The 21,888-nt window shown below is 53.6% G+C and carries 17 protein-coding genes; 6 read left to right on the plus strand and 11 right to left on the minus strand.

Annotation, left to right across the window (positions count from 1 at the left end):
- The 5 genes from ABVT36_RS14385 to ABVT36_RS14405 form a co-directional block, all read left to right on the plus strand.
- Positions 1–773, plus strand: a 773-nt coding sequence (locus tag ABVT36_RS14385) for a hypothetical protein (protein ID WP_368457158.1), incomplete at its 5' end; no start/stop codon positions are given.
- A 396-nt stretch (positions 774–1,169) separates the two neighbouring features.
- On the plus strand, positions 1,170–1,814 hold the full coding sequence (locus ABVT36_RS14390; protein WP_368457159.1) for a hypothetical protein: 645 nt from the start codon (positions 1,170–1,172) through the stop codon (positions 1,812–1,814).
- A gap of 869 nt (positions 1,815–2,683) precedes the next feature.
- On the plus strand, positions 2,684–3,118 hold the full coding sequence (locus ABVT36_RS14395) for a hypothetical protein (protein WP_368457160.1): 435 nt from the start codon (positions 2,684–2,686) through the stop codon (positions 3,116–3,118).
- 75 nt (positions 3,119–3,193) lie between these two features.
- Positions 3,194–4,114 (plus strand): hypothetical protein, encoded by a 921-nt coding sequence (locus tag ABVT36_RS14400; RefSeq protein WP_368457161.1) that lies wholly within the window; start codon positions 3,194–3,196, stop codon positions 4,112–4,114.
- Positions 4,111–4,581, plus strand: coding sequence for a hypothetical protein (locus ABVT36_RS14405; protein ID WP_368457162.1), 471 nt, complete (start codon positions 4,111–4,113; stop codon positions 4,579–4,581). The genes ABVT36_RS14400 and ABVT36_RS14405 overlap by 4 nt, the downstream gene beginning before the upstream one ends.
- Before the next feature lie 416 nt (positions 4,582–4,997).
- On the opposite strand, the gene ABVT36_RS14410 is transcribed toward ABVT36_RS14405, so the two are convergent.
- The 11 genes from ABVT36_RS14410 to ABVT36_RS14460 all read right to left on the minus strand — a co-directional run bounded on the left by ABVT36_RS14410 (position 4,998) and on the right by ABVT36_RS14460 (position 20,323).
- A complete protein-coding gene (locus ABVT36_RS14410; protein WP_368457163.1) occupies positions 4,998–5,903 on the minus strand; it encodes a hypothetical protein in 906 nt (301 codons plus the stop codon).
- Positions 5,904–6,433: 530 nt separating this feature from the next.
- Positions 6,434–6,865: a VOC family protein gene (locus tag ABVT36_RS14415; protein WP_368457164.1), complete on the minus strand. Its 432-nt coding sequence runs from the start codon at positions 6,863–6,865 to the stop codon at positions 6,434–6,436.
- 305 nt (positions 6,866–7,170) lie between these two features.
- Positions 7,171–8,178 carry a fumarylacetoacetate hydrolase family protein gene (locus ABVT36_RS14420; RefSeq protein ID WP_368457165.1) on the minus strand — a complete coding sequence of 336 codons (1,008 nt, stop codon included), beginning with the start codon at positions 8,176–8,178 and terminating at the stop codon, positions 7,171–7,173.
- Complete coding sequence (locus ABVT36_RS14425) at positions 8,175–8,732, minus strand: VOC family protein (RefSeq protein ID WP_368457166.1); 558 nt, start codon at positions 8,730–8,732, stop codon at positions 8,175–8,177. The genes ABVT36_RS14420 and ABVT36_RS14425 overlap by 4 nt, the downstream gene beginning before the upstream one ends.
- Positions 8,733–8,766: 34 nt before the next feature.
- Entirely contained in the window at positions 8,767–9,864 is a 1,098-nt protein-coding gene (gene hppD / locus ABVT36_RS14430) for a 4-hydroxyphenylpyruvate dioxygenase (protein WP_368457167.1), read from the minus strand.
- Positions 9,865–10,069: 205 nt separating this feature from the next.
- Entirely contained in the window at positions 10,070–11,920 is a 1,851-nt protein-coding gene (locus ABVT36_RS14435) for a glycoside hydrolase family 3 protein (RefSeq protein WP_368457168.1), read from the minus strand.
- 13 nt (positions 11,921–11,933) lie between these two features.
- A complete protein-coding gene (locus ABVT36_RS14440; RefSeq protein WP_368457169.1) occupies positions 11,934–12,884 on the minus strand; it encodes a DUF4380 domain-containing protein in 951 nt (316 codons plus the stop codon).
- Positions 12,872–15,466, minus strand: coding sequence for an exo 1,3/1,4-beta-D-glucan glucohydrolase (locus tag ABVT36_RS14445; RefSeq protein ID WP_368457170.1), 2,595 nt, complete (start codon positions 15,464–15,466; stop codon positions 12,872–12,874). Before ABVT36_RS14445 ends, ABVT36_RS14440 begins: the two co-directional genes overlap by 13 nt.
- A 20-nt stretch (positions 15,467–15,486) precedes the next feature.
- Positions 15,487–16,527 (minus strand): glucokinase, encoded by a 1,041-nt coding sequence (glk, locus tag ABVT36_RS14450; protein WP_368457171.1) that lies wholly within the window; start codon positions 16,525–16,527, stop codon positions 15,487–15,489.
- Between the two features lie 3 nt (positions 16,528–16,530).
- Positions 16,531–18,840 (minus strand): ADP-ribosylglycohydrolase family protein, encoded by a 2,310-nt coding sequence (locus ABVT36_RS14455; RefSeq protein ID WP_368457172.1) that lies wholly within the window; start codon positions 18,838–18,840, stop codon positions 16,531–16,533.
- Positions 18,841–18,991: 151 nt separating this feature from the next.
- On the minus strand, positions 18,992–20,323 hold the full coding sequence (locus ABVT36_RS14460) for a sugar MFS transporter (RefSeq protein ID WP_368457173.1): 1,332 nt from the start codon (positions 20,321–20,323) through the stop codon (positions 18,992–18,994).
- 386 nt (positions 20,324–20,709) lie between these two features.
- On the opposite strand from ABVT36_RS14460, the gene ABVT36_RS14465 reads away from it, so the two are divergent.
- Complete coding sequence (locus tag ABVT36_RS14465) at positions 20,710–21,879, plus strand: sensor histidine kinase (RefSeq protein WP_368457174.1); 1,170 nt, start codon at positions 20,710–20,712, stop codon at positions 21,877–21,879.
- The last annotated feature ends 9 nt before the right edge of the window (positions 21,880–21,888 follow it).

Below are 21,888 nucleotides of genomic sequence, written 5' to 3' on the forward strand. Positions count from 1 at the left end.
TTCCAGGTGAAAAAACAAACAACCTCAGGGTTGTTTTGGTCAAATTCAGGCCCGCACCAGAAAATACTGATACTGCCGTAGCGATTGTTGAGTTATTCAGACGTTCCCTAGAAGTGTTGTTGATATTTGGAAGAAAGATTCGGATTAAAATTATGAAAAAAACCATAATAATTTTTTTTAGTATTTTATTTTTAACTCCTTTTAGCTTAAAAGCCTATGTGGTGAAGAAAATAAGTCTGAAAGAAATGTTTTCCAGGTCTTCGCAAGTAGCACAAGTAGAAATTAGTAATGGAAAAAGAAATATAATACTGCGTAACAATAAAAATTATGATTGTGGTTTTAAATACATGGCAGAAGTAGTTTTTAATTTTAAAGGCAAAAAAAGAAAAATTGCATTTGGTTCAGAATCTAAATTAATAATAGGGGGGAGATATTTGGTTTTTTTAAATTTGGAAAATTTGGATGCAAAATTAAATTATTTGGCAATGGGAAGAGCTGACGTAAATGGCTACGAAACATGTACTGAAGGAGGGGAGCTGTATGCAAGTGCATTTCACAGTGAAATTTTTGAATTTGACCCATTGTGGGAAGTGATCACAGGAGATTTGGCTGTTAAATCAATTTTAGAGGCTCCATTTATAGGATCGATGAGAGCGAAAAAAATTATGCTGAAAAGTGACGAGGCGCCTGAAAAATATTTACAGGAAGCCTCTTATTGGATTATTCCATGGGATGAATTTGAATTGAAATTAGACGCATTGTCTTTAAAATAGCCAATTTAAAACTTAACGAAGATAATTTATACTTTAATTTTGCTGCCACCTCTTACTGTTGAAAAATACCAAGGTAGCAAGAAAAACCTTTTTTAGTATTGGGGCAATCCATTTTCATTGGGGTATCTAATTTTGTACTAGCCTCGCATGCTGCTAAGGTTTATTTTGAGTTTAGTTACAAACTTAAGCTTTTAGTGAACATTAAACTAGAGTAGAACTTATACTACAGTTTATTTAAATTAAGTTGAAAACCCAATTCAATCATTTGGGCATGAGGCAGCCCACTCGATGGGGATAGATGTTTCTCAAGCTAATGCAACAGGTTACCACCCGAATGCAGAAAAGATGGGCTGGGGTGGGGTTAGTAAGTTTAATTTTATATATGGGAAATCATAAATGTTCTTCAAATTTGGACTGGCATCAACTTCCATAATTATATTTTCTATGAAAGCATTTTCTTTAGATGTTGGTAAAAAATTTGTGGAATTGGATGATATAGTAAACAAATATGAATATATACTTCGTGTAAACATAATTGATTCTGAGGTTAAATATTTTTATTTTAACAGCGTCAAGCATGATTGTGGTATTGTATATCGCGCCGATATAATTGACTCTCTAGGCAAGAAGGTAAAAGAAAGTAAAATAACTTTTTCTTCTATGATGCCTATGAAAACAAATGCAAATTACTTAGTATTTTTAACAGAAAGTCCCCAGTTTTTACGAAAAAAAGATTTTGTTGTAAAAAATAAAGAAAGTTATTTGCTTTATTCTGAAATAGATAGGTGTGTAGAAGAGTTTCCTTCATTTAACACAAATGGTAATGGAGTGGTGTTTGAGTTTGATGAAACTGAAGAAGATGGAGCCATAAATATTATTTACAATTCTCCGAACATACTTTTACCAGATGAAATTGATTTACGTCAGAGGGTATATGAGTTGTGCCCTTATCCTAATAAAAATGAAAAATGTGTGGTTCAGCTGATATACCAGGTATTCGATTGGTTCGACTTTAGGGCTATGGTTTTGAGAGAACAATAAACTAATTTATGAATAGTAGTTCATGCTATTAATAAATGGAATTGCAAATAAAAAAATGAATACCTTGACTATACTAATCATACTGATTATAGATTTTGGCTAGACAATGGTAAAAGAACAAGAGCGTCACCCGACTGCTCTCTATGGCCAAGTTTTAAACAAGGTAGAACCTACCTTGTAATAATAGGCGATAAGGATAGCTATAAAGCACACGAAGAAATTCGAGTTAATAATGATGCCTGGTTAAGGGAGGTAAGACTACAAGTTAAAATTACGCCTCGTCGGTAAATCTGTGGGTCGCTTCCGGAACCGGTAGCTGCCCAAGCGCATGAAATAGCGAAATTTCCAGGCATCTGTAGGTCCTGAATCCGTAGGGTTTTCTGGCAGTCACTTTCGCTTTGTTGTTCAAACCCTTGATAACGCCTTTGGATAAGCACTGATGGTGATGCCGCAGGAAAAATTTGGACATTACCTAACACCATTATTGGTGCTGCGTATGGCTTAGCTGGACATGTAATTGGAGAAATAGGCTACGCTCTTGGGATTTACAACGTTAGTCCAAGTATAAGTTTTGGCAATAATAGTATCCAGTTTATTAATAATTCATTTACGCTTCGTGGCACGGCAATAACGCTAGGGAATACTATTTCTTATGGTCAAGGGAGCCCGCCATCGAAATATGGTGCATATGGAGATCTAAGTGTTAACATTGGTCTACATGAAGAAGCACACACTTACCAGTACCAGGTATTAGGACCTTTATTCTTGCCCGTTTACCTCGGCAGTGAAATATTTTCAGGTCCGGGTCTAAATATCTTCGAGAACGCAGCTCAGAATTATGGTAGAGGGTCCGAAAAATGGTGGCCACAATGAAGTATTTACTGATAGCTTGTATTTTTATTTTTGGATGTGATCATTTCCCAGGCCCTAATATTAGAAGTGAATTTCCGAAACAAGTTAAGTTAAAAATTTCATATAGTGATGGAAATATTTTTTCATATGATTGGCCCCCGTGTCGAGTTTTTGGTTTAGGGGCTATGGAAGTAGGTCGATTTGGCGTTAGAGAAAAAAATGTATCTATTGAAGAAATTATTATTGAGTCAGAAGGGAAAGTAATCCATCGTTTTGGTGAGGCTATGATTAACTCTTTGCTTGAAAAGGAAAAAATAGAAAACAATTATCCGATCTGGATTATCGATGAGTCGGGTATCCATTTTTCTACAGACGTAGAGTGTTCAATAGAAAATATAATAAGAAATTATAGTTTTAAATCTGCGTTAAAAGATTTTTCTGATGTAGTCTAATTTCCATAATGTCTTTAACAAAGATATGTTTTTTTATGGGCTAGCCTTCTTTTGAATGAATAACAATGCGAGAGTTTGGCTTTCAATTGCAGGGTTTTTAAGTTCTATTCAATCAAATTTTCTTGCAGCCGACATATTTTTTTAGACGACCGGGGAGTCCATCAATGCGGTATCCGCCTCTCCACCGTCGTCGGTATCGCCATCGCCGTTGTAGCCTCACCGGCCGCCGCCGGAGTTTATTTTAAGGTAATGGCAGGGCTAAATGTCGCCATCAGCCTGGCCAACGGGGCGCCCCTGGGGGATGTGATTATGGGCTTTGCGGTGGGGATGGTCACCTCCGGGATCGGGGGCGCCCTTGGCGCCAGTCTCTCCAATTCGCTGGGCGTGGCCGGCCATTATCTGGCCGGTGGCCTGGCCGGAGGTGTGGCGGCGAAGGCCCTGGGCGGGCGGTTTAAGGATGGTTTTGCCGGAGGGCTGTTGGGCGCTGCAGCCCGGCATGTGATGGGAGAATTTAAGCAAAGGCCTGCGCAACAAGAGAGTTTAGAGGCTACGGAATTGAGTTGTTCAGGTGAGGCTTCGTGTCAAGAAAAGTTTGAGGAGCATTGGGCAAAGAATAAAGTAAAAATACAACGAGTGCAATCTTCAGAAGCTGAGGATGTAGCTGCTATCTTAGCTACAAATCAAGACGGGATTGATGCGTCGGCCTTATTAAATCTAAAGAGAGAAACCGAAGGGCTTATGTTTAAAGATGGGACTGTTGCTACGGTTGGCTTTCCTGGGAAAGATGTGTCAACACTCCGAATTCCCAATGTGGGATATGATAAATCGGGCAATACGATAGTGCTTCACTTTCATCCGAACAATAATCCCTTCAATACACAGCTCCTCCCGTCAGTAGCCGATTTGAATTATAGTATAAGAAATAACACTATTATGGTTAATGTTAACCCAAGAGATACTAGTGAATATTTGATATACAGAGGTGTTAGAGAGTGAAGCAAAAATTTTATTTATCTATATTTCTGGCATGGTACTTCCCATATAAATTATTTGCTTCTGAAATTGAGGTATCTGCAGATATATTTGAAGTTACGCCGGTTAATTTAAATTCGACGGGGATATGTATAAAGTATGAGGATACAGGATCCCCATACTTACGTGCAAAAATTGGGCTGCCAAAAACTTTCAAAGACAAAAATTTCAACCTGGCAAATGTTACGATAAAGGGCGAAAGAGGGGAAAGAACAAGCATAGAGGTTGTTCCAGCACTTACAGGATTGTTTTATGAAGTACTTATATCCTCTGTAAGGCACGATGGAACTTTAGATAACCTAAAATTAGAAGCAGTCTATGGTGATTCAACTTCAATCCCATTCGTAGTCACGCTATACTTTAAAGCGTTTAGAGAAGCTTTTAATTCATCAAATGATATTTTTATATATGGGAAAAATTGCAACTTGTAATTGATGCAGAGTATCCTAAGTTAGCAATAAAAGAAAAAATGTTGAGTATGCGTAGATAATTGAGATCCGGATAAAATCTCTATACTAAGCCTTTAAAAGAAGACTTTTAACAGGCGTCTCCATATCAATGATAGGTGTTTCTATTATTTACTTTCTTCAGAAATAGTTAGACATATTAAAAAATGTCTTCCGCTTAAGCTATTTCTTTGGGTGTGGCTGGGGATTATCTGACCGGAGTTGCGGCAGTCCGAGCAATTCTAGGGTAATAGGTTTTCCTTGATGTGTCGGATGCACTGAGTTTTAGCCGAAACTATTTTAGTGATCCGTCAATATGGTGTCGATTAATGATGTATAAATTTTAACAATCAATTATTCCCAATCGCAGTTATCAATAGCATAAAATTTCTTATAGTTTGTTATGGGTATAAATAATCAGCAGCAGCAAGGCTCATCTTTTTGTAGTCATGACCTACGCCAGGAACAATGATTTTTTTCCACTGGAAGTCTGCATTCATTTGTGCTGCCTGTTTTTTAGCCATATCATAGAAATAAGCTCCCCTCTCCAACCTATGTAATCCCTGTTTGTTCATTCGCTTATTTTTAACTAAGTGGCCTCGGGTTTCATTTTCATTGTCTAGCTCGCCAAGAAAGATGACTAGATTCTCTGAAAATGCTTTTTTAACTTGATCTAAGGTAACGGGCGCTCCGGCGATGCCAGTGGGGAACTGGGTGTCAGGGTCTGGAACCGTATACCAACCGGAATTTGCTGACAAAATTCGATTGACTTTGCTTGATTGGTGAAAAAGTGTGAATCGATGTAATATTTGTCCCCCTGCTGAGTGACCGAATAGATCATATTTATCCGTAGTGAGCTCAAATTTATTCTTTATTAAATTAAAAAGACGATCAAAATCACTGAAAATCCATTCATTCGGATCCTTGGTTATAGAAAAACTTTCAAAGTCCGTTTTTTCCGCATTAATCTTTACATTACTTAACATTCTGCCAAGGTTATAATTCCAAAATCTTGGATAATGCTCTTCGGAATAGCTGGGAGAAATTACGATAAATCCTTTTTCCTCTGATTTTTTAATCCACGCATCCCGGTAAGACCAGGCATTTCTCCCCGCTCCCGGCAAAACAAGAACAACAGGGGAATCCTTTTCCCAGGAGGTTGGGATATGGTAGTAAAGATCAATCGTCTTTTCAGTTCGCCCCGGTCCTCCCAAGATTTCTATATGTCCAGAGCCTTCAGTTTGCTCTTGGGCCTGCAGCAGTGGGATAAGAAAAAGTGAAAGTAACCAAGCAAAAAATATTTTCATATTTAGTTCTCCTTTGGCCGTCATCGTGGATGATGGTAATAGAAAATCTTTTAAAGCAATGCAGTTCAAAATTTTTGTTTTATTGCTTTACGCTTAATTCCTGTATGCGGATTGTTTTCGGCTTAGCCATTCTCTGGCCCAGTTTCTAGTCAGATTTTCTACAAAGCATTGCAGGTTAATTAGATGTCAAGCTAATTATTGGTGCTAAGGTCTCATATAGGAAAATGATACTCATGGAGAGTATCCCAAACATCATTGCTGATTATAACCCCTCCTGTATTTATTGATTTTTTAGGGGCGATAAGCTTTGCTGGCATACTATTAACCCGGCAATTAAATAAGTTACCGGATTAAAGCGGTATAAGGGTGTGCCGCCGGGCGGAGGCCGGCGCAAGCCCCTTCGTATATTTGCGCGAGTTTTCAGGGGCGACAATCCAATCGATAAGGGGTCATCTATTGGATTGCCGGGTTAACAGTGGTGGGTGCGCCTGTTTAGCGCCTGCCGGCCAGTGGCTGAGCCGGTATCCGGGTCAGTCGTTGTCCACTGGCAGAAACATGACCTCCGGATTCACCATGGATTTCATTTCCAGCACGTTTCCGTTTGGGTCTTCAATAAAAAAGGTTTCCTGTTCATACTCGCTGCCCACAAAACGGCGGTAGGGCTTGTCCAGGTATTGCAGGCCAGCGGCCTCGATACGGCCTTTGAGTGCCTGGAACTGGTCGTCCGGGAGGTGAATGCCGAAATGGGGCACGGCTACTGCGCCCATGTCGACGTCGTGGCGCACATTCGGCAGCTTTTCGGTACTTTGGTGCAAGGTCAACTCATTGCCCCAAAAATCGATATCGACCCAGCGTCCCTCTTCACTGTTGCCGGTTTTGCAGCCGAGCACATCGCAGTAGAAGGTTTTGGCTTTGTTGAGATCCCCGGCGGGAATGGCCAGGTGCAGGCAGTTGGATTTCATGGTGCCTCCGTTAAGCTATTATCTTTGAAATCATGGTAAAACAGTAAAATACCATTTCGGTTTGTACTGATTCAGATGACAATATCCTAACAAATTCCCCACCAGGGGAATATTCATAGGTGACATAAAATTCGACAACCGGAACTGTGTCACCGGTGAAGTGGGCTGGTGGCCCTTGGTCGGCCTGGGCTGTGCGCCAGGGAGGTCTGGGGATCTGCTTCTTGGGGCAAGCCGCAAAAACTCACTTGCGGCCCTGGCCCGCAGTATCGGGCGGGTGTGGCGCGGCCTTCCCTGGCCGCTGAGGGTCAGGCTTTGCTGACCAGCTGGTCAATGCGGCCAAAGATGGAGTGGCCGTGTTTGTCGAACATCTCGATGGAGATACAGTCCCCAAAGTCCATGAAGGGTGTCTTGGGCCCACCGTTGTTGATGGTCTCGATCATGCGGATCTCGGCGATACAACTGTAGCCGTGACCGCCCTCGGCCACCGGCCTGCCGGGACCGCCGTCCATTTTGTTGGACACGGTGCCGGAGCCGATGATGGTGCCGGTACCCAGGGGACGGGTTTTGGCGGCGTGGGCGATCAGCTGGCCGAAGTGAAAGGTCATGTCCACACCGGCGTTGGGTTTGCCGAAGATTTCACCGTTCAATTCCGACACCAGTGGCAGGTGCAGCTTGCCCTCCTGCCAGCTGTCGCCCAACTGGTCCGGGGTGACGCATACGGGGGAGAAGGCACTGGACGGCTTGGATTGGTAAAAGCCGAATCCCTTGCCCAGTTCGTTGGGGATCAGGCCGCGCAGTGACACGTCGTTCACCAGCATCACCAGCTTGATATGCCCCAGCGCATCGGTGGCGGATACGCCCATGGGCACGTCGTCGGTGATAACGGCGATCTCCGCTTCGAAATCGATACCAAAGCCTTCGCTCTGGGGCATGACGATGGGGGCGCGGGGTGCGAGGAAAGTATCGGAGCCACCCTGGTACATCAGGGGATCGGTCCAGAAACTCGCCGGTACCTCGGCGTTGCGCGCCTTGCGCACCAGTTCGACGTGATTTACATAGGCGCTGCCGTCGGCCCATTGATAGGCGCGCGGCAAAGGTGAGGCGCACTGGGCCTGATCGAAGGGCTGCCCCTCGATGGCGCCGCTCTGCAGTTTCAGGTAGAGCGCCTCCAACTGCCCTGAGACCTGGCCCCATTCGTCCAGGGCGCTCTGCAAGTTGGGCGCTATGTCCCCGGCTGGGGCCATGCGGCTCAGGTCTTCGGATACTACTACCAGCTGGCCGTCGCGGCCGGAATTGAGACTGGCTAATTTCACTTTGCCTCCCCTGCTTGTGTTGGTTTGAATTCCTCTTGGCCGTGCATCCAGGCCGCGTGACGGGGCGCTTTTTTGGTGCGGGACCACTCTTCGAGCATATCTTCCGCGACCCGCTTCAGCTCCTGGTGCATGCCGGGCTTGGCGGTGTTGGCGGCTAGCTCGATGCGGTGGCCGTTGGGATCGAAGAAGTAAATGGACTGGAAAATGGTGTGGTCGGTGGGGCCCAGTACCTCGATACCCGCTTGCTCGAGTTTTTGCTTCATCTCCATCAGTACATCCATGGTTTCCACTTCCAGCGCGATGTGCTGCACCCACTGGGGGGTGTTTTCGTCGCGGCCCATGTCCGGTGAGTTGGGCAGTTCGAAAAATGCGAGCACATTGCCCTGTCCCGCATCCAGAAACACGTGCATGTAGGGATCGGGCGCCCCGGTGGAGGGCACCCGGTCTTCGGCGATGGCCAATTGAAATTCCATGCCCAGGAGGTCGCGGTAGAAGTTCACCGTCTCCCTGGCATCGCGGCAGCGATATGCCACATGGTGTATGCGCTTGATCATGGTCTCTGTTCCTGTCAATGGATCGCGGATGCCATCAGGCCTTGGGCGTCTCTGCTTTGTCGTCGCCGATCACGCCGCGCTGCAACTGGTCGCGCTCGATGGATTCGAACAGGGCTTTGAAGTTGCCTTCGCCAAAACCTTCGTCCTGTTTGCGTTGGATAAATTCAAAAAACACCGGGCCGAGCATATTGGCGGAGAAGATCTGCAACAGCAGCCGCGGCTGGCCGCCTTCGGTGGTGCCGTCCAGCAGTATACCGCGGGATTTCAGTTCGCCGGTGGGCTCGCCGTGGTCCGGAAGGCGCTCCTCCAGCATTTCGTAGTAGGTGTCCGGCGGCGGGGTCATGAATTCCATGCCGCGCCCCTTGAGCCGGTCCCAGCACTGCAGCAGGTCGTCGCAGGCGAAGGCGATATGCTGGATACCCTCGCCGTTGTATTTCATCAGGAATTCTTCGATCTGGCCGCCACCGCCGGCCGCCTCTTCATTGAGGGGAATGCGGATCTTGCCGTCCGGTGCGGTCATGGCCTTGGACAGCAGGCCCGTGTATTCCCCCTTAATATCGAAGTAGCGGATTTCGCGGAAGTTAAATAGTTTTTCGTAGTAATTGGCCCAGTACTCCATACGCCCGCGGTAGACGTTGTGAGTCAGGTGATCCAGGGTGTGGAAGCCGCAACCCTCTGGGTGCCGGTCGACGCCCTCGAGCCAGTGAAAATCGATGTCGTAGATAGTTCCACCTTCCTGATAGCGGTCGATCAGGTACAGGGTGGCGCCGCCGATACCTTTGATGGCGGGCAGGTGCAGTTCCATAGGCCCGGTATTCACCGCCACTGGCTGGGCGCCTCTGCGCAGGGCCTCCTCGTAGGCGAATTTGGCATCCTTGACCCGAAATGCCAGCCCGCAGGCGGAGGGGCCGTGTTCCTGGGCATAGAAGTAAGCGTGGCTGTCCGGCTCGTAGTTGGTGATGAAGTTGATGTCACCCTGACGCCACAATTCCACATCCTTGGAGCGGTGGCGAGCGACTTTGCTAAAACCCATGGCTTCGAACACGGTTTCCAGTACACCCTTTTCAGGTGCGGTGAACTCTACAAATTCAAAGCCGTCGAGGCCCATGGGGTTTTCAAATAAATCGGACATATGGCCCTCCCTTTTTTGCTCGATTGGCCGGTGCTCCAGGCATGGATTCCGACCCATTAGTTACACATGCAACTAACCTAGTTGCATGTGTAACTAATGTCAAGAACCCAGTCTGGATGGTGGCTGGATGAGAGGGCAGGGCGGAAAAAAGCAGCCGGTGCGGCGCTTCCCCTCGCCGCACCAGCCGACAGGAAACCCGACCCGGCTATTGATAGGTGAGGCCGAAACCGAAGGGGAACAGTGGAGCGTAGTTTGTGTCGCCGATATTGATCGGAACCTGTTGCAGGGACCTGGGCCAGGTCACCGGCAGCTTGCCTTTGGGCCCATAGTCGCCGAAGAGTACATCCGCCACACCGGCGCCCTCACTGCCTGGCAGCCAGGCCGCCACCACCGCCTGGGCGGAGGCAATTTCATCGGCGATCAGCAGGGGACGCCCGGAAATAACCACCAGTACCGTGGGTGTGCCGCTCTCCTTTACCCGCGCCAGCATTTGCCGCTGGGGTTCGCTCAGGGTGAGCGGCTGACACTTTTCACAGGGGGCGGGGCGGTAGTCGCCGAAGCCCTCGGCGTAGGGCTCCTCGCCCACCACCACTATGGCGACATCGTGGCCAGCCGCGCCTTCGCCGGCGGCGTTATAGGTCACTTGCCCCCGGGCCAGCGAGCGGATCCCCTCCAGAATCGTGGTGCCGTCGGTGATGGCCCCGCGCTTGCCCTGCCACTCGATGGTCCAGCCACCGGACTGCAGGCCTATATTGTCGGCGTGGTCGCCGGCCACAAAGATGCGGGCATTCTTTTTCAATGGCAGCAGACCGGCCTCGTTTTTCAGCAGTACCTGGGATTCGCGCACCGCCTGGCGGGCCAGGGCGCGATGCTCCGGGTTACCGATAGGGGAGTCGACGCCGTCGGCGCTGCTCAGGGGCGCCATGGGCGCATCGAACAGGCCGGCCCGCAATTTGGTGGCCAGGATCCGGCTGACGGCGTCATCGATGCGCGCCATGGGCACTTCACCGGCCTTGACGGCGGCGGTGAGGTCGCTGATAAAGTCGCGCCAGTTCTCCGGTTCCATGATCATATCCAGGCCGGCGTTGACTGCGCGCACTACCCGTTCACGGTTGGTGTCTGCGGGTATTTCCTCCAGTGCGGCCCAATCCGAGATGGTGATACCGTCGAATCCCAGCTCACCTTTGAGTTTGTCGGTCAACAGCGCCTTGTGCTCATGCATTTTGGTGCCATTGACGCTGCTGTAGGACACCATTACCGCGCCCACACCGGCCTTCAGCGCCGGCACATAGGGGGCTATGTGGATGCGCTCCAGCTCTGCGGCGTCGAGGCGTGTGTCCCCGCGGTCGATCTCGTAACCTTCATCGCCGGTGCCATAAATGGTGCCACCATCCGCCACCCAGTGCTTGGCAGTGGCCACCAGTTTGTTGTGACGGATATTGGCGCTGTCCAGAGGGCCGCCCTGCAATCCTTCCACATAGGCCCGGCCCAGTGTGCCCACCAGTTGCGGGGATTCGCCGAAACATTCGTAGGCCCGGCCCCAGCGGTCGTCGCGGGCGACACAAAGCGTGGGGGCGAAGGTCCAGTGGACACCGCTGGCGGCCACTTCACTGGCGGTAGCCGCACCGATTTCCCGCGCCAGCTTTGGGTTGCGAGTGGCGCCAATGGCAACGTTATGGGGAAAGATAGTGGCGCCTCGGACATTGCTGTGGCCGTGCACGGCGTCCGTGCCGTAGATCAGGGGAATTCCCGCCGGGGTGGAAGTGGCGGCATCCTGATAGGCGTCGATCATTTCGACCCATTCGGCGCGGGTGTTGTTTCCCGGGAAGGAGCCACCCCCATTCAGGATTGAGCCCAGGTAGTATTTTTTTACGTCTTCCGGGGTGGCGAACTTGCGTTCGGCCTGGGTCATCTGGCCGATTTTTTCCGCCAGCGTCATCCGGCTCAGGATTTCACTGACCCTTTTATCGGTGGCATCCGCAGCCGGCTGGCCCATTAAAGGAGCGGCGGTGGCAATGGCCCCCAGCAGTGTGCAGATTTTTATCAGTTGTTTCATGCTCTTCCTTACTTCACTTTGAGTTGGGGTCCGGTGCCGCTTCTGCCACCGATCCGCCATGGATCAAGGCCCTGGCACGCTGCAGCTGCTGCCGTACCAGTCGCAGCAGTGAAGGCGAGGCGGGTTCAACGGCCACTTCGTCCGGGATTTCGGTGACCAGCCAGTGGACGCGCCAGTCCAGGTGCTGCGCCGGCGCCAGCGCCTGTGCAGCGCTTTGTATTTCCAGCTCCAGATAGGGGCTGTGCCCGCTCAAATAGAGTTCGATATCCCCCTCGCCGCTGGCCATACGATGCTGCGCAACGGGGGGGTAAATTTTCAAATACAGCTGGCCCTGGGCGGCGTAGGCGAGCCAGCCGGCGGTGCCGTTGGCGATGACTTTGCCCTCGCGCAGGGGTTCACTGGGCGCCATGGGCAGCCACAGGATGCCCTCCTTATCCAGCAGATAATCCACTTGTCCCCGCACCTGTTGCACACTGGCGGGGGTTACCGGTGCAAAGGCCAGCCCGGCGCGGGCGACCCGCGTCACCTCCCAGGCGGCCACCTGCTCAAAGCCGCTTTGCGCCTGGATGCGGTAGTCCAGTTGCAGCAGGTTGTGGCCCAACGTGCGCAGGTTCTTCCGTACCTGGGCGCCCGCACCGGGCGCACTCAGTAGGGTGACGCTGTTGCCCCCCTGTTGCAGAACCTCATACGGTTGGTTGTCGTGTTCGGGCACCGGTGGCCAGGACCACAGCGCCTGGGGACTCAGCCAAAAGGTGGAGCCGTAGTTATCGGGGTGCACCTCCGGGCCGCTCAGTAGCTGCTGATCCTTCAGGCGCAGTTCGCTGATACGGGCACCGGTGGCGGGGTCTATGCGGACACTCAGGTCGCCGCTGCGCAGGGAAATTTCCGTGCCGGCTGCAGCCGCCGCGCAGCACAGGGCTGTGGCGGCGCTATACAGACGCAGACTGCGGCTTAGCCGGGGCATTGGATATCGGCGGATTGCGCCGCTCCGGGTACATACTTGATATTTGCCACGGCCAGGGACAGGGCGCCGGCGCTGTTGAGTGACAGGGCGCTGGAGACCCTGCTGAAATCCACTCCCTGTTCGACGAAACAGCGCAGGTCGATGGACAGCCTGGTCCACTCTCCAGGTGCCAGTTGCGCCAGTTGCGCCAGTGGCGACTGCAGCGGCAATTCCCCCGCACAGCCATCGCCGCAGGCGATCTGTGCGTTTACAGGTTGCCGGGGGGGCTGGTCCACGCGAATATCCAGGGTCAGGGCGGAGTCTTCCCGCAGGTAGCGACTCAGGTCCTGTGGGTTTTGCGTGCCCAGCTGCACACCGCCTTCACGCAGCCCCTGCCATTGGATCAACCGGGCATCCTCCTGGGACTCCATATCGATGGCGGCCACCGTGATGTTGTCATCGTCGCCACTGCTGGCACGGTTGCCGGTGACCGCTACAGGCGCGCGTCCCGCTTCGGCAATTGCCAGTTGCCAGGGGGCCCGCGGGCGGGACACCATCAGCCAGGCGTCCTCCAGTTTTCCCTCGGCGTAGGTGTCGCCATCCTCGGGCAGGGAGTTGCTGACCAGGGACTCTTCGCCATTGCGCAGGCCATAACCGAGCGGGAACAGGGGCTGGTAGCCGGGGTGGTAGGGATTCAACACCACCTGGTGTACATATTTGGGCCAGCTAAAGGGCAGCCTGCCGGTGAACTGGTGGCGGGCATAGCCTTCGGCATCGGTAAACAGGACATCGGCCACGCCGCCGCCCTCGGACCCAGGCAGCCAGGCGGCCACGAAGGCGTCGGATGCGTTGAGTTCCTTGTTGACCCACAGGGGGCGGCCGGACAGGAACACGCTCACCACCGGCACACCCTGGGCGCGCAGCTTTTTCAGCAACGCCAGATCGTTGTTATGGCCCAGCTGGTATTCGATGCTGGCCAGGTCGCCGTGCCACTCGGCATAGGGCTCTTCGCCGAACACTACGATCGCCACGTCGGGCCTGCCGCCACCGGGAAAGGTGTCGGCGGAAAAGCTGCCATCCTCGCTCAGGGCAATCTGGCCCCCGGCGGCTTCCACCACTGCTTGGAAACCGGCGAACAGGGAAGTGGCACCGGGAAAATCCTCGCGACTGTTGCCGGTGCCCTGCCAGGAAATGGTCCAGCCACCGGACTGCTTGGAGAGGTTGTCAGCACCATCGCCGGCCACAAGAATTCTCTGCCGTGGGTGTAGCGGCAGAAGGTTGCCGCTATTCTTCAGCAGCACCAGGGATTTGCGCACCGCTTCGCGGGCCAGGGCCCGGTGATCATCGTTGCCAAGGATGCCATCCCTCCCGGCCAGTGGGCGGACATGCTCAAACAGCCCGGCGCGGATCTTGACCCTCAGGATACGTCGCACGGCGTCATCCAGTCGCCGCGGCGGAATCTCGCCGCTCCTGGCCTGCGCCAGGGTATTCTGGTACAGCTTTTTCCAGTCGGACGGCACCATGAACATGTCCAGACCGGCGTTGATGGCCGCCGCGCAGCTGTCCACACTGCATCCGGGCACGAAACGGTGACCGTTCCAGTCTCCGACGACGAAGCCGTCGAAACCCAGGCGGCCCTTTAGCACATCGGTGAGCAGGTACTTGTGTCCGTGCAGGCGTTCACCGTTCCAGCTGTTGAAGGAAGCCATGACGGTCTGCACTCCGGCGGGCAGCGCACTCAGATAACCGGCCCCGTGCAGTTCGGCCAGCTCCCTTTCCGCCACGCGGTTGTCGCCGCGGTCGATACCCCGCTCGGTGCCGCCGTCGCCGAGGAAGTGCTTGGCGGTGGCCACCAGGTGTTCGCCGCGCAGGAAGTCCTCGCTCTGTTTGTCGCCCTGGAGTCCGCGCACCATTTCTGCGGCATAGTCGCGCACAACGGCCGGGTCCTCGGAATAGCTCTCGTAAGTCCGGCCCCAGCGGTCGTCGCGCACTACGGCAATGGTGGGTGCAAAGGTCCAGTCGACTCCGGTCACCGCCACCTCGCGCGCGGTCGCTGCGCCGATGCGGCGGATCAGCTCCGGGTCCCGCGCCGCACCCAGGCCGATATTGTGCGGGAACAGGGTGGCGCCGATGATATTGTTGTGGCCGTGCACCGCGTCGCTGCCCCAGATAATCGGGATGGCGACGCCGCCGTCGGAGGTGTCCATGGAGGCCGCATAAAAGGCTTCGGATAACTGCAGCCAGTCCTGTGGTGTGGCGAACTTGTTGTTGTCGGGATAGGTGCCGCCACCGTTCAACACTGAACCCAGGTGGTAGGTCTTGACGTCTTCCGGTGTGACATACTTGATTTCCGCCTGGATCATCTGGCCCACCTTTTCCTCGATGGACATACGGCTGACGAGGCTGTCGATCCGCGCTTCCAGTGTCGGATCTTTTGGCAGGGCGGGCTCTAGCTTTGGCCATACCGAGAGGTCTCCCACCGCACTGTGCGCCGACGGGTCAGCGCCCGGCGCAGAGACTTGGTGTTTTTCGCCGCTGTCGCAACCTCCGAGGATGGCACTGCAGAGCAGCAGTCCGGCGGTTATTTGCTTGGTCAATGCCATGGGTTCTCTCCCGAAAATTATTATTGTTCGCTGCCCAGGAAGGCTGCCGCCCCGACCAGTGCCGGAAATGGATGGCGCACCAGGTAGACGGGCAATTTGTGCAGATAGGCGGACATGACGCCTTTGGCGCGCAGGCGCGACATAAAGTCACTGGCCCGCAACAAGGGTTCAATTCTCGGCAGTATGCCGCCCCCCAGGTAGAGGCCACCGCGTGCGCCCAGGGTCAGCACTGCGTCGCCACAGAAGCTGCCAAGCAGATTGCAGAAGAGGTGCACCGTGTACCGTGCCAGGGCACAGCTACCGTCCAGCGCTGCGGCGGTGATGGCCGCTGGATCCCGCGACGTTTCCCGTCGGCCACCTATGGCGGCGAGGCCGCGATGGATATTGGCCAGTCCGCGGCCGCACAACAGGTGCTCTGCGGAGATATGACTGTGCTCCCGGCGCAGGTATTGCACTATGGCCAGCTCTTCTTCGGTGACCGGGGCGATGGTTGTGTGACCACCCTCGCCGGGCAGGGCGCGCCAGGTGTTGCCATTTCGCAATAAACCGCAAACACCCAATCCTGTGCCTGGGCCAATCACCACGCGGGGTTCTTCGGGCATGGGGTGTACGGAGACCGGCTCTGTCTCCGTATCGACCCGCGCTAAATCCTCCCCTTGCAGGCCCGGGCAGCTGAGCGCCAGGGCAGCGAAGTCGTTGATGACCTCAAAACGCGTATAGCCCAGGGAGCGCTTGAGGCTGGACCTGGAGAAAGACCACGGCAGATTGGTCACCGCTATCCGGTCTGAACCGACCGGGCCGGCAACTGCCAGGCAGGCTTCACTCAAGCTGGCCACCTTGCCTGCTGGCAGCGATTGCAAATAGCTTTCCAGTGCCGCTTCAAGTTGCTCAAACTCGGCGCAGGGCAATTGTCGAATGTCCTCGACCAGGGTTCCCTGCAGTCCACGGTGGCCGTCTCCCCCATGTCGAGCGAGACCGAAGCGGGCGTTGGTGCCACCAATATCGGCGACCAGTTTCCAGTTCCGCGAAACCGTTGTGACCGATTGCGTGCTTTCTTGCATGGTCTATTTATCACCCCTGTCAGTCGACGGCTGGCCTGGAGTTCGGCGCGGAATAATCCAACTATCCGTCGACGGATCAATATGGCCACCCAACTGGCGTTCCACTATCTGGTCCACAAGCTGCACGCCGCGCTCAGCCATCCGGGTAAAAGTGTCCTCGCCGGCAAGGTTGGGAATATAATCGGGAAAATTTCGGCGTGTGCGGTGGATCCAGTAGGTATCACTTAATTTTCGGTCGGGAAACGCTTTTGCAATACCATCGCGGCCCAACATAAAACCCAACAGGCCGCCCCAGGTTGCGGTGGGATTATCCGAGTCCCAACCCGCCAGCGCCCCGATTTGCACGGTACGCTTCAGGTCCCCGCCGCCGTAAAACAAGCTGACCAAGCTCGCGGCAAAGTTGATTCCGGCATCGAATGGGCGCTGGTACTGGTAGCCATCGTCGCCCCCCAGCTGATAACGCCGGTAAATGGCATCGCGGGTTAGCTCCCAGTCGTTTTTGTCCGGATTGCGCAGATAGGACTGATAAATAAAGTCATACATGCGTCCAGCATAGGAATCGTTTGCAAGCTGGCTGCGTGCCTGCGCCGCTAGCCAGAGTATTTTTTCCCGCGGGGACAGCGTTGGCTCGATCACTGGCACCAGCGCATGCATGACTACATAAAAACGTGCGATTTGCGCCGCGACACCGCTGGCTGTAGTACGGATTGGCAGTTCCGCAAACTGGAGTGCCACATCCGGGCGCGTCGGTACCAGCAGACCAAACAGCTCAGTGGTGAGCTGTGCGTCTATCATGGTCGAGTCCGGATTGTGTTTGGGCTCACTCGTCTGCGGTGGCAGTATACCGTCGCGCATCAGATAGTAGGCCCGCTCGTTGGACACCCAGAGAAAATTCTCTCCGTCCGGCGCATCTTCGTTTGAGTAGATATGCTCTAGCCAACCCGCCCGGATCTGTGCCGGTGTCAAAGGTTCACCATCGTGCCGGTTTAGCAAGTGGAGGTACAAATATTCGATATCGGTGTCGTCATCGGCGCCCCAGGGTTCATCTGCCGGTACCGTATAGAAATCGATTTTTTTCGCATGGGGCACATAGTTGCCCCATATATTTCTCTGATCGTCAGCGCCCCAGTCACGGTCGGTATAAAAAGGCGCTTCTACTCGGTCCATCTCGGTAATCAGTCCGGTCCAGTTGGCGATACTCGCACCCAGCCAGAACCCCGCCAGTTGCTCACGATAGCGCGAGCGGGATACAGTGATGGATTGATCCTGTTGATCAGCTGGCGGGGCAACGCGGCTTTTCCCACTGGCTTTGAGATCCGGGAGCGGGGTGCCTGCCGGTTTTACTTTTGGATCGATACTACTGGCACAGCCTCGCCCACCGGCATCGCCTCCGGTGCAGCGATAGACGCGCACATAGTCAATTGCCAAAGTTTGTGGGAAGACGGTATTGTCATCGGGTTCGCCAGGCCAGTTGCCGCCAACCGCGAGATTGAGTATCAGGTGGAAGGGCTGATCGAACGGTGCTCCCGCGGCAGCCAACCGGGTATCATCCGCTTCTGCCTGCGGGCGATAGGTATACCAACCGGGCTGGTCATCCGTCGCCGGCCGCTGGGTGCCATAGTGAATACCATCTAAATACCAGCGAATTTCATCCCGCTCCCATTCAATCGCATACTGATGGAAGTCCTCCCAGACGTTACCGGGTGGATCGTAGTGCGCGGAGGTATATTTGTTATTGGGCCATGCCTCACCATAGTGGAGGGTGCCGTAGATACGGTTGCCTCCAGCGGCGTTACTGTTGATCGCCTCCATAATGTCGATCTCGCCACTGTGTGGCCAACCGCCATAACGCCACTCTGTCGGCAGCATCCAGATCGCTGGCCAAATACCCTGCCCCTGGGGCAGTCGCGCGGACACTTCGATGCGGCCATACTGCCAATCCCCGTGATGCCTGCTGCGCAGGCGTGCCGAAGTGAAGTGCCGGAGTGCACTGGTATCGGCCACGTTATAGTCGGCTTCGTCGTCCTGAAAAGCGGGGCCGCGGAAGTCTTCCCTGTGTGCCACAATGTGTAAAACACCTGCGGAAATAAAACTGTTTTGCTCACGGGGCGTGTAGCACTGTAATTCATTGTTGCCACCGCCGGCACAATTCACCTCGTAGCGCCACTTAGTCCGGTCCAGTGAGTGATCCGAAAATTCGTCACTCCAAACTAACTTCCAACCGCCCTTCACAGCGGACACCGTCTGGTCAGCAGTGGCACCAATGGATGCACAAAGAATCGCGACGACGAAGAGGGAGAACTGCCGTACCATCTTTTTTGTTTGCCACCCAGACCTGCAGTTTTGACAGCACAAAATGCAACGACCGCCTTAAAACAACAAGCCATTGTCGGTGAGAGGGACCGAATCACAGTTGAGAGGGTTGGCAGTCACACTGCCAACCGCTGTGGTGGGCGTCGGGTTTTCAAACCCCGTTGCGCAACATGGGCGAAAAAGTACCGTAGTAAACGATATAGCAGTAACACAGCAGAGGAATCAGAAACGATAGCTGGATACCGGCGAAATCCGCCATCACTCCCTGTGCCAGTGGCACTATGGCGCCGCCGACGATGGCCATGCACAAAACCCCGGAGCCCTGACTGGTATTTCTGCCCAGCCCGGTCACGGCCAGACTGAAAATGGTGGGAAACATGATGGAGTTGAACAGGCCCACCGCGAGGATGGACCACACCGCCGGCATACCGGTGGACAACATGGCTGCGGCGATCAACAGGGTTGCGCAGCAGCCACAGACCGCCAGCAACAGGCCCGGGGAAACGTATCGCAACAACAGGGCGCCGGCAAACCGGCCAATCATCGCGCCGCCCCAATAATAGGAGACATAGCGGGCGGCCTGAGCGGTACTCATACCGGCCACGGACGGCTCGCCAAAGAAATTAACCAGAAAACTGCCTATGGCCACTTCGGCGCCCACATAGACAAAAATAGCGATGGCGCCGAGCATAAGACGCGGATAGCGCAGCGGGCGGAAAGCGGAGTCCACATCGGGGGCTGTATCGGCGGGGGGCTGTTGGTGCGGTGCGGATGGCAGTCGGACCCAGGAAAAAAATGCCACCATCAGCAGCAGCACCAGGGCGAGGATGAAATAGGGTTTCTCCACCAGGGCGGCCTCGTGGGCGCGAAACAGCTGCAGGCCTTCCACTGTAGTGGTATCCGCGCCGGAGGCAACAGCAGAAAAAATAACCAGGCCGCCGAACGCCGGTGCCAGGGTGGTGCCCAAACTGTTGAAAGCCTGGGTCAGATTCAGGCGACTGGGCGCGGTGCTGGCCTTGCCCAGCGCGATTACATAGGGGTTGGCGGACACCTGCAGGATGGTAATGCCCGCGGCCAGTACGAACAGACCCAGCAGAAAAATGCCGTAAATCTGCATGCGCGCCGCGGGGATAAAAACCAGGCAGCCGGCACAGGCAATCAGCAATCCCAGCACCAGTCCCAACTGGTATCCCACCCGCTTGATCAGAGCGCCGGCGGGCACCGACACGACAAAGTAGGCGATAAAAAAACAAAACTGGACGAAAATCGCCTCGGTATAGTTCAGGTCGAAAACATTCTTGAGGTGTGGGACCAGGATATCGTTGAGGCTGGTGATAAATCCCCAGATAAAAAACAACGAAGCCAGAATCGCCAGGCTGAACCTGTGCGAGGGTTCGGCAATGGAAGTCCTCTCGATTAGGGGGACGGCATTGGTGGCGTTTGCCACTGTGTCCTTAGCCACACCGCTGATTAACTCTTTCATCGGCAGTCCGATTTATTACTGTGTTCCCGCCTGACAAACCACCCTTCAGATTCGCCTGCCCCGGGGGGTGGGTGGAGCGCTGAGGCTCGCAGCCTGTCGGGTGAAACTACCATATGCGGTTGCGCGGCAAACAATCCCCGCGATAAGCCGGACCAAATTCAGGCTGGCCGGACCCCGCGGACAGCACCGGGAAAAATATTTCTGCAAAAGAGGGGTTCACCAGGGAAAGAATTCTAAAGCAAACGGGCTGATAGACAAGCCGGACTGAATTTGCGCTGAAGCGGACTGTGCAAGCCATCTGCATTGGCTGTGCCGCTACTATCGCGGTAATATCGGTAGCACACGTAGGGATATAAACCCTGCGGTAGATAAGAATACGGACAACCATGGCCGAACCCTCTTCCCACAAGACCGGCACCGAAGTGATATCAGGTACGCAGCGCTGGTTCTGGAAGCTGCAACTGGTGAGCTGGCTGGGTATTTTAATTGTCACCTTCCTGTCGATGTCTTTCTGGCAGTCGTCGGTGGCTTGGCCGGAGATCGAGCCGGCCAACACACTGGTCCAGTGTACAGTTGCGTTTCTGCTGTCGCTGTTGTTGAAGCCGATTTTCGATATCGCCTGGGATACACCCATCGGGGTGCGGACCTTTGTCTATCTGGTTGCCGTGGCGGTGATCGCCGGAATCTGGACTCTGGTGCGCATGGAGCTGTTTATTCGCCTTACGGGAAAACACTCGCTTTGGTCGGAATTCGGGGGTTGGTATTACGCGTCACTGTTCGTGTTTTTGTTCTGGAGCGCATTGTACTGCGGGGTAAAGTACTATCTTTTACTGGAGCAGGAACACGATAAAATGCTGCGGGTGGCGGCGGTTCATGAGCGGGAGCAGATACGCCGGCTGCACGCTGAATCGGTTGCCAAGGAGGCGCAGTTGAAAATGTTGCGCTACCAGCTCAACCCGCATTTTCTGTTTAATACTTTGAATTCCATCAACGCCCTGATTCGCTTTGAACAGCGGGAAGAGGCGGGTGACATGGTGATGCGGCTGAGCCAGTTTTTGCGCCACTCCCTCAAAGAGGACCCGGATCACAAGGTGAGTCTGGAGCAGGAAATAGCGGTGGTCCTGCTCTACCTGGACATAGAGAAAACCCGCTTTGCGGATCGGTTACAGGTGCAGCTGGATATTGAGAAATCCGCAGTATCCGCCAAGGTGCCCAGTATGCTGCTGCAGCCTCTGGCAGAGAACTCGATAAAATATGCGATAGCGCCCAGCGAATCCGGCGGCACCATAGAAATTTCCGCGCGCCGGAAGGGTGGACGTTTACTGCTCCGGCTCACGGATTCCGGCAGCCGCTGTGGCGGTTCAGGAAATTCCGGTGAGGTTCCGTCCTCGACGGGTGTCGGCCTGTCGAATATTCGCGACAGACTGAAGACGCTTTATGGCGACGGCTACGGGTTGCAGCAGGACTGGGCACCGGGCGGCGGTATGCGGGTAACCATCCGCATCCCTTTTGAAACTGACTCAGCAAATAACAAGACCGGCAAGATACCGGCATAGGAGTGACCG

Source organism: Microbulbifer sp. TYP-18 (assembly GCF_040932045.1).
Taxonomy (GTDB): Bacteria; Pseudomonadota; Gammaproteobacteria; order Pseudomonadales; family Cellvibrionaceae; genus Microbulbifer.

Excerpts from the sequence above, each read along its gene's own strand:
- ABVT36_RS14425 (WP_368457166.1), bottom strand. The coding sequence starts at position 8,732 with ATGATCAAGCGCATACACCATGTGGCATATCGCTGCCGCGATGCCAGG.
- glk (WP_368457171.1), bottom strand. The coding sequence starts at position 16,527 with ATGCAAGAAAGCACGCAATCGGTCACAACGGTTTCGCGGAACTGGAAA.
- ABVT36_RS14460 (WP_368457173.1), bottom strand. The coding sequence starts at position 20,323 with ATGAAAGAGTTAATCAGCGGTGTGGCTAAGGACACAGTGGCAAACGCC.
- ABVT36_RS14415 (WP_368457164.1), bottom strand. The coding sequence starts at position 6,865 with ATGAAATCCAACTGCCTGCACCTGGCCATTCCCGCCGGGGATCTCAAC.
- ABVT36_RS14435 (WP_368457168.1), bottom strand. The coding sequence starts at position 11,920 with ATGAAACAACTGATAAAAATCTGCACACTGCTGGGGGCCATTGCCACC.
- ABVT36_RS14395 (WP_368457160.1), top strand. The coding sequence starts at position 2,684 with ATGAAGTATTTACTGATAGCTTGTATTTTTATTTTTGGATGTGATCAT.
- hppD (WP_368457167.1), bottom strand. The coding sequence starts at position 9,864 with ATGTCCGATTTATTTGAAAACCCCATGGGCCTCGACGGCTTTGAATTT.
- ABVT36_RS14465 (WP_368457174.1), top strand. The coding sequence starts at position 20,710 with ATGGCCGAACCCTCTTCCCACAAGACCGGCACCGAAGTGATATCAGGT.
- ABVT36_RS14390 (WP_368457159.1), top strand. The coding sequence starts at position 1,170 with ATGTTCTTCAAATTTGGACTGGCATCAACTTCCATAATTATATTTTCT.
- ABVT36_RS14455 (WP_368457172.1), bottom strand. The coding sequence starts at position 18,840 with ATGGTACGGCAGTTCTCCCTCTTCGTCGTCGCGATTCTTTGTGCATCC.
- ABVT36_RS14445 (WP_368457170.1), bottom strand. The coding sequence starts at position 15,466 with ATGGCATTGACCAAGCAAATAACCGCCGGACTGCTGCTCTGCAGTGCC.
- ABVT36_RS14440 (WP_368457169.1), bottom strand. The coding sequence starts at position 12,884 with ATGCCCCGGCTAAGCCGCAGTCTGCGTCTGTATAGCGCCGCCACAGCC.
- ABVT36_RS14410 (WP_368457163.1), bottom strand. The coding sequence starts at position 5,903 with ATGAAAATATTTTTTGCTTGGTTACTTTCACTTTTTCTTATCCCACTG.